At 45.0% G+C, this 12,790-nt stretch carries 7 protein-coding genes; 1 reads left to right on the top strand and 6 read right to left on the bottom strand.

What is annotated here, in order from left to right; all coding sequences use genetic code 11:
- Positions 1-46 precede the first annotated feature (46 nt).
- The gene (locus F8C82_RS05525; protein WP_151692551.1) at positions 47-4,594 is read left to right on the top strand and encodes a translocation/assembly module TamB domain-containing protein; all 4,548 of its coding nucleotides are present in this window, start codon (positions 47-49) and stop codon (positions 4,592-4,594) included.
- Here the strand turns inward: F8C82_RS05525 and ribB are convergent.
- Genes ribB through F8C82_RS05495 form a run of 6 tightly spaced genes read right to left on the bottom strand, consistent with a single transcriptional unit; the run spans position 4,584 to position 12,652 of the window.
- Positions 4,584-5,738 (bottom strand): 3,4-dihydroxy-2-butanone-4-phosphate synthase, encoded by a 1,155-nt coding sequence (ribB, locus tag F8C82_RS05520; RefSeq protein WP_151692550.1) that lies wholly within the window; start codon positions 5,736-5,738, stop codon positions 4,584-4,586. The two genes, F8C82_RS05525 and ribB, sit on opposite strands and share 11 nt — an antisense overlap.
- Positions 5,698-6,876: a glycosyltransferase gene (locus tag F8C82_RS05515; protein WP_151692549.1), complete on the bottom strand. Its 1,179-nt coding sequence runs from the start codon at positions 6,874-6,876 to the stop codon at positions 5,698-5,700. Before F8C82_RS05515 ends, ribB begins: the two co-directional genes overlap by 41 nt.
- On the bottom strand, positions 6,873-8,054 hold the full coding sequence (locus F8C82_RS05510; RefSeq protein WP_151692548.1) for a glycosyltransferase: 1,182 nt from the start codon (positions 8,052-8,054) through the stop codon (positions 6,873-6,875). Before F8C82_RS05510 ends, F8C82_RS05515 begins: the two co-directional genes overlap by 4 nt.
- Positions 8,029-9,474, bottom strand: coding sequence for an LptF/LptG family permease (locus F8C82_RS05505; protein ID WP_151692547.1), 1,446 nt, complete (start codon positions 9,472-9,474; stop codon positions 8,029-8,031). The genes F8C82_RS05510 and F8C82_RS05505 overlap by 26 nt, the downstream gene beginning before the upstream one ends.
- Positions 9,471-10,139 carry a LolA family protein gene (locus F8C82_RS05500; RefSeq protein WP_151692546.1) on the bottom strand — a complete coding sequence of 223 codons (669 nt, stop codon included), beginning with the start codon at positions 10,137-10,139 and terminating at the stop codon, positions 9,471-9,473. The genes F8C82_RS05505 and F8C82_RS05500 overlap by 4 nt, the downstream gene beginning before the upstream one ends.
- A 5-nt stretch (positions 10,140-10,144) precedes the next feature.
- Positions 10,145-12,652 carry an FtsK/SpoIIIE family DNA translocase gene (locus F8C82_RS05495; RefSeq protein ID WP_151692545.1) on the bottom strand — a complete coding sequence of 836 codons (2,508 nt, stop codon included), beginning with the start codon at positions 12,650-12,652 and terminating at the stop codon, positions 10,145-10,147.
- Positions 12,653-12,790: the final 138 nt, after the last annotated feature.

Here is a 12,790-nt window from a genome sequence, read left to right as displayed (position 1 = left end):
ATTGTTACCTTCGTGCTACAAAGAAATCGGTTCTTTCGCCAAGCCAATGAACGCCGTACTAAGAGGTATTTGGAAATTCATCAAGCGAGTGATTATTTCACTCCTGATACTCATCGTGTTAACAGGCGCCGTTTTCTCGATTCCGGGAGTGCAAACTTCCTTGGCAAACATCGCTGTCAACTATCTGAAGAGCGAATTTGGACTAGAAGTTCAATTGAGATCCGCCGATTTTCAGTTTCCCAATGTGATTCATCTTCACGGTGTGTATGCACCAGATCATCGGAATGACACCTTGATTTATGCCGATGAAATCAGTTTTGAGTTCTCTGGTTTTTCGAATAATCACCTGTATGCAGGAGATGTTTCGCTTCAAGGCGGAAAGTTCTACATGCGTAAATACGAAGAGGATACGCTTTTCAACTTCATGTATTGGTTGGATCACTTTAGCAGTGATGCGCCGGTAGACACTACTTCGGAGGATTTCAAATTGTCTTTTAACAACATCTACATCTCTGATTTTGATTACATGAAACGCCCTGTGAACTGCGATTCATGCACACTATTGGATTTTTACGACGCCACAGTGATGGTGAGCGATTTTGAATTGGACGGTTCGTACGTGGAGGCCAACTTCAACCAATTGTCGTTTAAAGATGATCGGCGATTTAATCTGCATGAGTTCCGCGGTAAGGCGGCGTTTAAGTCGAACTACATGTCGCTGGAGGATCTCTACTTTGTTACAGACAAATCAAGGGTTAAGGGAATTGCCAAACTAAAGTACCGCGATCTTGGCGAGTTTTCAGACTTTTTGAATGCCGTGGTGATGGAAGGGCAGTTCGAGAATTCTGTCATAAGCTCCAGTGAAATCCAAAGTTATATCCCTCAGTACCCATCTTTTGATGAACTCACTGTAAATGGGAGTTTTAAAGGATCGGTGAATGACCTTACGGCCACAAACATGGATGTTATTGTGGGGTCCACTCAGTTTTTCGGAAATGTTCATATCGTAGATTGTACCGAACCGAGCGATCTCTATCTCGATGCATTTATTGGCTATTGTCAAACGAATGGTGCGGACATCAATACATACGTAAGTCCTTTTATTGAAGGGGGATTGCCTGATGTATTGCTCCAAATGAGTTACATCGATTTGTCTGGACACTACGAAGGAACGCTAGAGAGTTTTTCTACTCGAGGGGAGATCAAATCCAACCTTGGGGATGCAAACGTAAACATGTCGTTCAAAGATCTAGGGAATTCAGACATCGCTTCCTATTCCGGTGAATTGGGCTTGATGGGGTTTGATCTTGGAGGATTGTTAGAAGATCCAACTTTGGGAACCATTACCGCAGCAGGACAGGTAAAGGGCGTGGGATTCAACGCGAAAAAGGCATCGGCTCAGTTGGACTTGAATGTGGCAGAGTTTGAATACAAGGCCTACAACTATCGCAACATTTCTATTGAAGGAGATGTGGCGAATAGGAAGTTCAATGGTGAATTTGATGTCAATGACCCACGAGTAAAGTTGGATTTTGATGGTGGCCTTGACTTCAGTACCGATACCGCCACGCTCGACTTCGTGGCCACTATTGATTCTACAGATTTGTACACAATCGGATTTGTGGGTGATACAGTTTCGTGGTTAAGTGGAGAGATTGTTGCCGACTTTCTTTTGTACAAAGATGAGTGGTGGCAGGGGCAGATCAATATTGATAGTGTAAAGTACCGAAGAGGAGCAAGACTTCATTCTTTCAATGAATTCGTTCTCACCAGTAGCAACGCAGGAAATATCACTAGGAATGCAATTGATTCCGATATTTTAGATGGATACATTGAAGGAGAATACAAGCTGTTCCAAATTCACAAGCCCTTCTTAGCCGCACTAGCTTCCGTGAGTTCTCAATTCCCATACGAGGAAGAACCACTTTACACGGATATTGAATTCAATCTAACCCTGAAGAAACCCGATATCATTTCTGCATTACTCGCTAGGGGATTGAGGGTGGCAACAGGAACCTCTATCGATGGACGTATCAACTCAGTGAATGGGCAGTTGTCGTTAAACATTGATGCGCCAGGAATAGACCTTTATGGGACGTACTTTGATACAACGGCCATTCGACTCAATGGTTCGCACGGAAGATACGTGATGAACTCTAATGTGCGTAGCATTTTCAATGCCGACGGATTGGAGACGGATATCATCAAATTAAAAGCTGATTTTCTCAAGGATAGTACGCTCATTGATTTCAAGGGTACACTGAAAGATTCCATTGATTCTCGATTAAAGCTCAATGGCTATATGTTGCAACCGACGCCAAATTCCGTGGCTTTCTCATGGAATAAAGTGAGGTTTAATGTAGGAACTGATACCTTGATTCTCGACAATACTAACCGCTTACTCATTCAACCTGGTAGAATGGAGTTTGCCGGCTATAACTTTGAGGGGAGAACTAGTTCATTGAGTATAAACGGATTTATTTCTGATAACGAATACGAAGTTCTTCGATTGAACCTTCACCGATTGGATCTTCAATTGGTGAACTATCTGCTTCGTCAAGAATCGACAGAGTTCAATGGGCAGGCAACAGGGATTTTGATTCTCAACGATTTGTTTGGAACACCGAGCATGGCGGGTAACTTGAGTGTGGATAGTCTTCATCTCAATCAACAGCACTTGGGAAATCTCGACTTCAACCTCGATTGGGATGTAGTGAGGAATAAAACCCTTATTGACGGTAATATTACCCTTGGAACGCTAGAGACCATGGCGGTTTCGGGTATCATCGCTCCAGATAGTACTTCTCCGTTGTTGGTAGATATCGATTTGAATCGATTCCGATTGGCTTGTTTCAACTCTTATCTGCTGGGAATTCTAGATAATTTGAGGGGAGCGGTTCAAGGAAATATCCACTTGGCAGGGACATTCGAGAAACCAACGCTATCGGGGGAACTCCGACTTCCGAATGCTGCGTTCAGCGTTCCGTTCTTGGGAACCGATTACAACTTTGAAGGTAGTCCTACCATTCATTTATCATCCGATAAAATTCTTTTGGATCGCGTTCCTATGCGAGATACCAAGGATCAGACAACGGGAATTGCTTCCGGGGTAATCTATCACAAGAACTTGAGTGACATTAAGTTCGATTTGGCCATTCAAGCTAACCGACTGCTGAGCCTAGATACGGAAGAAGGCGACAACAATTACTTCTTCGGCAAGGCATACGCTTCTGGTGCGGTTCGAATTGTAGGACCAACCGATCAGATGAATCTACAAATTGACGTAGAGGCGGAGGAAGGAACTTCGATTAAACTGCCTTTGTCTTCTCCAACCGAGATTGGGCAAAATGACTTTATCACCTTTGTAGATCCAACAATAGATACGGCAACCACAGCCTTCAATTTTGTTAGAAAAGGAAAGGTTCAAGATTTGGGAGGACTCAGTATTACAGTGAATGCCAATATGAAGCCTGAAGCGGAGGTGCAACTTATTCTGGATGAATCTGTAGGTGGTGAGATCAAAGGACAAGGTGCTGGGCTCATCAAGATAAACTTGAGCAGCTCGGGTGATTTAGCCATTCTAGGTAACTATACCGTAACTCAGGGAGAGTACCTGTTTAGATTGCAAAATGTTGTCTCCAAAAAATTCCAAATCCGAAAAGGATCTACGTTGAATTGGAGTGGAGACCCTTTTGATGCACAGATTGATTTATTCGCTGAATACTCCACGAGAACAACTTTAAGTGGAATGGTTTCTGCCGCCAGTGGATATGGTGGTCAGCGGGTGAAAGTAAATCTAATCATGCACCTAACAGGAGCATTGATGAACCCCAATATTTCGTTTAATATCGAGGTGCCCAATGTGAGCACCGCATGGCAAGAGGAAATCCGAAACCGATTGAGCGATCAGGATAAGATGATGGACAATGCCTTCTCGCTTTTGGTCGCCAACACGTTTTGGAATCCTGATAATTCCATTGCTGATGATCTCGTTTCACAACCGATCGATCAAATGGCGAGTGTGATGTCCAACTGGGCAGCTAAATCGGTATTTGGTGATTATGCCGACCTATCTCTCAACTACAATACGTACGGAAACGATGCGGCTGTGGGGAGTGAGTTTGAAGTGAGTGTGTCCAAGTCATTTGCCAATGATAGAATTGTCGTAAACGGCAATGTGGATATTCCACTTGATCAGAACACAAATTCATCTCAAGCCCAACAGCAAACCGTAACGGGTGACGTTGAAGTAGAATACAAAATCACGGAAGATGGTCGTATTCGAACCAAAGCCTTCAATAGAAGTAATCAGAACAACCCAGGGTTAGATTACTTGTCTCCGTATACCCAAGGGGTGAGTGTGTACTATCAAGCGGATTTTGAAACGTGGGATGAATTGGTAGAAAAACTTTTCGGACATCCACCGGTTGAAATGAACGATAGCATACCGAATGCGGAACCCACTTTACCAGCTGATACGACGGTTTCAGATACAGCAAAGGGCTTGGTCAAGTTTAGAACACCTGATCGCAAGCCCTCTGGTCGTTCGTCTGAAGAGAATGTAGATTCTACAGCGGTAGAACCTAATCCATAGTAACGTTTTCAATGATTTCCAATCCATACCCGATGATACCAACGCGTTTAATCGGATGATTGGTGAGGAGGCGGAGTTTAGAAACGCCCAATTCATGTAGAATCTGAGCGCCTATTCCGTAATCGCGTGTATCCTTTGTAAATGAAGTACTGCGCGCTGGAGTTTCTCCGCCTTCTAGTGAAGTTCTGTATTCGCGAAGTCGGTCGAGTAACGAACCAGCCATCTGATGTTGGTTCATATACACGATTACGCCTTTTCCTTCTTTCTCTACGGCTTTCATTGCACGTTCCAGCTGATGAGCTGGAGATTGAGTAAGTAAGTGGAAGATATCATTACCCACACCTGCGCTGTGAACGCGAACCATTAGAGGTTCATCTTTACTCCATTCTCCTTTGGTCAGTGCCAAATGCACTTGTCCATTGGTGGTTTGTTCAAAAGCGTGTAGCGTGAATTTCCCGAATTCGGTGTCGATGTCGAAGGATTCGCGCAATGTAATCAGCGATTCTTTCTGCATGCGGTAGGCAACCAAATCCTCGATAGATACCACCTTGAGATCGTGCTCTTTCGCAATATCAAGAAGTTGCGGAAGGCGAGCCATGGTACCGTCTTCGTTCATGATCTCCACAATCACTCCGGCAGGTGCCAAGCCCGCTAGTCGAGCGAGGTCAATGGCAGCTTCGGTGTGCCCTGTTCTGCGCAGTACGCCGCCTGGTTTAGCGATAAGTGGGAAGATGTGTCCCGGTCTACCAAGGTCTTCCGGCTTGGTATTTGGATCTACAAGAGCCTTAACCGTTTTCGCACGGTCGCTGGCAGAAATCCCTGTGGTTACACCGTTTCCAATGAGGTCGATGCTCACAGTGAAGGAGGTGTGCATTGGATCGGTGTTTTTATTCACCATCAAATGGAGATCCAATTCCTCACATCTACTGTCGATGAGTGGGGTACAAATTAATCCACGACCATGAGTGGCCATGAAGTTTATCATTTCTGGAGTAACGAGTTCCGCTGCGGCAACGAAGTCTCCTTCATTTTCACGGTCTTCATCATCCACTACGATTACCACTTTGCCATTGCGGATATCCTCAATGGCTTCTTCAATGGTATTAAGAGCGCTTTTGTGCTCGCTTTGTTGGTTGCCAGACATTGCTTTCAACTCCTTGTAAATAAATCATCAACCCTTTCAGGAGGGCAAAGTTCATCAAATAAAAATGACCTACGAAGCGTATCGGTGAACTTCTTTCGATAGTGCTGGGTAGGATGAGGTCTATTGCAACAATAAGCAAGAGACCGAGCTGACCTAAGAATAATAGGTCGTACAGGTTTAATCCCGGTTGATAGGCGAGTACGGCCGAACATAACAGCGATACGATCAGGAAGATAGGGGTAAACCAACGGAATACTTTGTGGGACAGGAATGCAAAGCCTACTGGAAAAAAGCGACTAAAAATGAGTCCCTTAAATCGTCGGAGGTTTTGAAAATTCCCCAAGCTTATTCGCACTTTGCGCTTGAATTCTTCAATGCGATCCACAGAAACGTCTTCGGTACAGAGGGCTTTGGCATCAAATACAGCCTTATCTCCACGCTGGAGCACGCTCATGGTAATGAAGAAATCTTCCATGAAGGTGAGGGGAGGGATGGTGATGAAGGAATCACGCTCAATGAGGTAACATCCACCTTCTACGCCAATTGCTGTGCCCCATAGGTTGGATTCATGCAGTTTTATCTGGTTTTCGTAGTTCAGATACTGTTCTTCCTGTTTTGCAATGCCCTCCACCGATGAATCTCGGTACACGATATTACCACCAACGAGTTTCACAACGGGATTGGATATGGACTTCACCATGGAGGTGATCATGCCGCGATCAAAGTAGATGTTGGCATCCGTACCTAAGATTAAATCCGACTTAGAGATGGAAACCAAGTGATTGATAATTCCTGATTTTCCGGTCCTTCCTGGCATTCGCACCAAGTGAAGATTGGAATATGTTTCACTCAACTTTGTAATGATTTCATCGGTTCTATCCGTACTCGCGTCGGAACCGATATAGATGTTCAATTTGTCAAGTGGGTAATCACTTTGATAAATGGAGTGAATCTTATCTTCAATAACCACCTCTTCATTGTATGCTGCAAAAATGATATCTACAGTAGGAAGATGATCAGGAAGAGCTGGAGTGAGGGACTTTTTTTGGTCGAGCACCTTGAGCAAGAATGGATACCCTAAATAGGTCCACAAGATGAGGAATACGGATATCCAGAATATAAACTCGAGAACTATCATTTTCGGGTGGGAAGACGATTCAATAGGTCTTCGGCCAATTTATTCTCGTCAAAGATACGCATGGCAAGTTTGCGAGCTTCATGTCCCAATCTTTCTCTTTCTCCCGCGTCTTGGATGAGTTTTATCACAGCTATGGCAAAGTCTTCTGGTCGATCGGCAATGTACGCATGCACTCCGTTTTCAATAGGAATACCTTCAACGGCTACACGGGTTCCCACAATGGCTTTGCCGTATGCCAAGGCTTCCATCACTTTGATTCGCATCCCAGATCCTGCCAGGAGTGGGACCACAAAGATTCCGTGCTTGGCATAAAAGTCGGATGCTGATTCAACTCTACCTTCCACAAAGAATCCACGTTGAGGTTGGTGCAAGTTGAGGGTATCAGAATCTCTTCCGGCTAGATGGAAGACGGCTTGAGCATCGCGCTTGAGGATTTCTGGCCACACTTTTTGGGCAAACCAGCGAATACCATCCACATTGGGAATCCAATCCATGGCGCCAATGTGAAAAACATCGGGTTCTTTGGAACCGTATTCGGGATAGGAATTCGGCTGAATTCCACAAGGCATTACGTGCACAGGAGTACTACATTTGGCAAACCACTTGGCGTCTTCTTGGGTGATGGCAACGATGCTATCCGACTGGCCACAGGCTGCTACTTCGTATTTCTCCAGTCGTGTGTTTTGTATGTTGAGGTACCACTTCTTGAGTGGAGAAGTTTCTTGTTGAATTTGACGATTCCAGATGTGATGTTCCACATTGTGTGCGCGAAGTACGATAGGTATACCCGCTGATTTCAATTCATCAGCATAGGGCATCATAAACAGGCCGTCTACTATAGCCGCGTCATATTCTCGCTTTTTAATGGCGCGCTTCACCATCTCTCGTACCTCTTCAATGTCAAATCTCGAAACCATGTATGAACGGGACGAGAAGCAAAGGTTCGAGAGTGCACCTAGGATAGATGGAGTGGTGTTTACGGGATGAATGTGCCATTCAATTCCTTCGGGAACCTGTGATTCTGGATTCTCAACATAGTGTTTATCCGTGTTGAGTGCAATCACGGTCAATTTAGCACCAGCACTTAGGAGTCCGCGAATATTGCTCGCCATAGCGATGGAGCTGCCATCACGAGGAGGAAAGGGGAACTTGTTACACAGTATCAGTAGCTCTTTCATTCTGCTTTCTAGCCTTGAGGCGTTGAACGATCCAACGGAACGGACGAAGGTAAGACTCCGCGTCTAATACCGAAGAATCACGTGCTGCTTTTACGGTTAAGAAGATGCCAATAGGCAATAGAATGAGAGAGGGGAGCCAAACGGCCCAGAATTCAGGAAGCGATCCTTGTCTGCCGAATTTTTCGAAGGTGGTGATCATGACATGGTAAATCAAGAAGATCACAATACTGATGACAAATGGAAAACCAACTCCACCTTTTCGAATGATTGCGCCAAATGGTGCCCCCACAAAGAAGAGAATCAAACAGCCTACGCTCACAGCGAACTTCTTGTGCCATTCGATGAGATGACGTGCCATATATTCCTCGCGGTAGTCGTACTCATCCTTTTGATCAGCATACTGACTTCGGTTGTTTTGAGCCGTGCGTCTGCCGTTCTCAATGGCGCGTTTGCGAAGAGATGGTGGAACGGTTTCCAAGAAATGTGGTCCACGTGATAATTCATAGGAAGAATCCACATTCACCTCATTAAACCAGTACTTATGTGTCATCACCTCGGCCATGGCATCCTGACGAACAGCGAGTTGATCGACCAGTGAATCGTAGGCAACAACCAACTGATCCACGTTCATCATTCTGAAGTGTCTGCGGCGATTCACCTCTCCCAGATTGCCCTGAGCTAAGCTCACCAAGGAAATACGGAGAATGGTTTCATCAAAAGACGACTTCAAGTGCAGTCCGTCTTCTCGGTCGTCTCTTCGGCTTGCAGGAAGTTCTTCGTAGCTATGCCCATCAATGAGTGTAAACTCGAGCCATGATTCATTCTCAATCAAACGCATCACGCCTTCGCGAGCCATGATTACTTTGTTCTGCTTTCGGGTGTCTTCAGAGAAATCATAAATGAAAACGTCGTAAATCTTGTTCTCATCCTTACCACCAATCTTGATGGAATACCCATCAATCCCATCGTAGAAAACACCAGGAGTCAAGTTAAACGCCGGTTTTTGTCGGGATATATTGATGAGTAGATTTTCTCCTTTGAAATTGGCTACAGGAATGACGTTGTTGGAGAAGAAGAACATTCCAAAGGCGATGAGCGACATCAGGACGATTACCGGACGCATGATGCGATACAGCGATACTCCAGAAGAGCGCATAGCGGCTAATTCGTAGTGTTCTCCAAAACCTCCAAAGGTCATGATAGAACTGAGGAGCACGGCGATGGGAAGAGCCATAGGTACTACCTGTGCCGACCAAAAGAAAAGCAGCTCCACGATGTAGTACCATTCAATCCCTCTACCAACAAGGTCATCAATGTACTTCCACAGAAGCTGCATCATCAAAGTGAAAATACTCACCAATAAGGTGGGTATAAACACTTTTACAAAGCTGGATAATACGTATTGATCTAGGCGTTTCATCTACGGCCGCGACTGCGAGGCTCATTTATTCTCCAACCAGAATAATCGTCGCGGTTGAAGGTTACTTCCGAAGCATTAATACCAGAGTTCACCGAATAAGAAGTAATCGTGATGGTCTTAATAACGTCGTCGGTGTCGTATTCGGTGTAAGAGTACACGCGTTTGGTGGACATATCAATCCCCAACACAATATCGCGGATTTCTTCGCTTCCGTTCGGACGAACTTTGATGTACTGTATCGTTTTACCGTCAATGGTTTCTTTACCTGCCATTGCAAGGCTAGATCCACTTTCAAAGCGAGCCAGAACCCCGTTTGGAGTGAAGGCCATGTCGCTGTCTTCCAAGATGCGCACATCTACTTCTTCGTCGTCTTCGTTCACTACATAGGCGCGATTGCCGTTCAAGTAGACTACTTGTCCCGCAGTTTCGAGCTTGTAGTTCTCTCCAACAATAGTCACTTTACCCGTGCTTTCACGAGCCTGTCTTGGGTTGTCTGGATTTCCAGTTGGAAATTCAATCTTATTCGTAAAAGTGAGAGATTGGTCGGAGTAGGAGAGGAGGTTCGCCTTTACTTCCTCAAGTAAGCTCTTGGCTTGAGTGTTGGTTGCTTGACCAAAAGTAAATGTACTTAGCGCTAGGGCTAAGGAAGTTATAATATATCGCATCGCGTTTAGGAATCTAAAGTTGAATTGCCTGGATTCAATTTCTGTTCCAAAGATACTTCATCTGGAACAAGAACTTGTCGTGCTTTTGAACCTTCAAACGGTCCAATGATACCCGCAGCCTCTAATTGGTCTACAATTCTACCTGCGCGGTTGTAACCCAACTTGAGCTTTCTCTGAAGCAAGGATGCTGAACCTTGTTGGTGTATCACTACAATTCGAGCGGCATCTTCAAAGAGGGCATCTCGGTCTTCATCGGCCAAAGCACCGCCGCCGCCACCGCCTTCTTCGCCAACGTATTCCGGTAAGAGATAAGCTTCGGGGTAAGCCTGTTGGTTTCCAATGTATTCAGTGATTTCGTCTACTTCAGGTGTATCTAGGAACGCACATTGAAGTCGGATAAGGTCATTGCCAGAAGAGAACAACATATCCCCTTTACCAATTAGCTGATCGGCTCCACCGGCATCCAAGATGGTTCGAGAGTCGATTTTAGAAGTGACGCGGAAGGCGATTCGTGCAGGGAAGTTTGCCTTTATGATACCGGTAATCACGTTAACTGATGGACGCTGTGTGGCGACAATCAGGTGAATTCCAATTGCACGAGCAAGCTGAGCCAAACGAGCAATAGGCGTTTCAACCTCCTTACCTGCGGTCATGATCAAGTCCGCAAATTCGTCAATAACCAATACGATGTATGGCAAGTATTTGTGTCCCTCTTCTGGATTCAGCTTGCGCTGGATGAACTTGGCGTTGTATTCCTTAATGTTACGAACCATGGCGCCTTTCAGCAATTCGTAACGGTTGTCCATTTCAATACAAAGCGAGTTCAGCGTGTTGATCACCTTGCTGGTATCCGTGATAATCGCATCTTCTGTATCTGGAAGTTTTGCTAGATAATGACGTTCAATCTTATTGTAAAGCGTCAATTCTACCTTCTTCGGATCCACCAAAACGAACTTCACTTGCGAAGGATGCTTCTTGTAAAGGATACTGGCAAGAATGGCATTTAATCCCACCGACTTACCTTGACCTGTTGCACCTGCCATGAGGAGGTGAGGCATCTTTGCAAGGTCGGTTACAAACGTCTCATTAGAAATGGTCTTACCCAATGCTATAGGAAGCTCAAACTTGCTGTTTTGGAATTTTTCTGAAGTGAGAACCGCTCTCATCGATACGATGCTGGCATTCTTATTCGGCACTTCAATACCAATAGTACCGCGACCAGGAATAGGTGCAATGATTCGGATACCCAATGCGGCCAAACTCAACGCGATATCGTCTTCCAGGTTTTTGATTCTTGAAATACGAACTCCAGCTTCTGGAACAATCTCGTACAAAGTAACCGTTGGTCCAATGGTAGCTTTGATCTTTGCAATGCTGATCTTGTAGTTCTGAAGCGTGTTAACGATGTTGTTCTTGTGTTCCTCAAGTTCAGCTTGATCGATATTGATGTTGCCATCTCCGTGTTCAACCAGTAGGTCGAGTGGTGGGAGTTTAAAGCGGGATAAGTCGAGCTTTGGATCATACTCGCCAAAATCCTTCACCTTTTTATTCACTTCCTTCTCAGAAAGTGCCTCTTCGGCTGCGGCTTCTTCAACATCAAATTCTGGTCCTTCATCACTTTTTGTTGAATCAGCTACCGTCTTTTCCTCCACTACAGGTTCCAATTCAATTTCGCTTTCCGGAACATCAGGTGTTTCGGGTTCAGGCTCTGGTTCCGGTTGAACCCTCTCCGGTTCAGGCTCTTCGTCAAAGTCAATTTCAACAGAAGATTCGTCCTCTATTTCAAGATCTTCATCCTCTATATCTTCATCATCTACTTCAACAGACTGAACAGGGGCAGAGGAATTAGACTCTGGAATAATCTCTTTCGCTTCGCGTTTAAATCTGGCAAAGAGCGATTTTGCTCCATTTGCCATGGTGTCGGGTGTAACCTTCATCACAAGGATTAACCATGCGAGTAGGGTAAAGATGAATAGGAGCAAGCTACCGATGTTCCCGAGGAGGGAATCCATGTAGCGTGCGGTGTAATAACCAACACCTCCGGCAAATACGTTGTGATTTACATTGCCCAAGTAGGCCATGAAAGCAGAAAGCCAGATCGAGCTGAAAATGACAACTCTGAAAACTTTAAGAAGTGGGTAAGGTGAATATTTAAAGCTGATTCGGAGTCCGATGAAAGTAAGCAGCACAGGAACTCCAAACGCTGCAATGCCAAACCAGCGGTACACGAAAATTTGTCCTAGAGAGGCTCCGACTTTACTCAGTACGTTGTGTACTTTGAAATCGGGATTGCCTACTAGCTCGAGAAAGGACTGTTGGAATGCGCTTTGATCGTTCGACCAAGATCCCAAAAACGAGATGAAGGCAATGGTCATGAACACTCCGATGAATATCAGGGCCAATCCAAATACCACATGCACACTGCGATCTTTCGCAGCGGCTTTCCAACTTTCTAACAAAGGCACTTTGGGAGTGCTCTTCGCTTTGCTTTCTTTTGTTTTCTTCTTTGCCATAGGCGAATTTGGGAACGCATCAAAGGTAAAATAATTGCCGTGTGATGAAGGTAATATGGATGTAGGTTATGCACAATGAACTGTAGATAAGCGAGCCCTAAAAATCCACTGTGGTCAGCTCCTACATTCTTCCTATTT

It is taken from the genome of Phaeocystidibacter marisrubri (assembly GCF_008933165.1).
Taxonomy (GTDB): domain Bacteria; phylum Bacteroidota; class Bacteroidia; order Flavobacteriales; family Schleiferiaceae; genus Phaeocystidibacter; species Phaeocystidibacter marisrubri.
The sequence above is the reverse complement of the archived record's forward strand: the minus strand, read 5'-3'. Positions and strand labels throughout refer to the sequence as shown.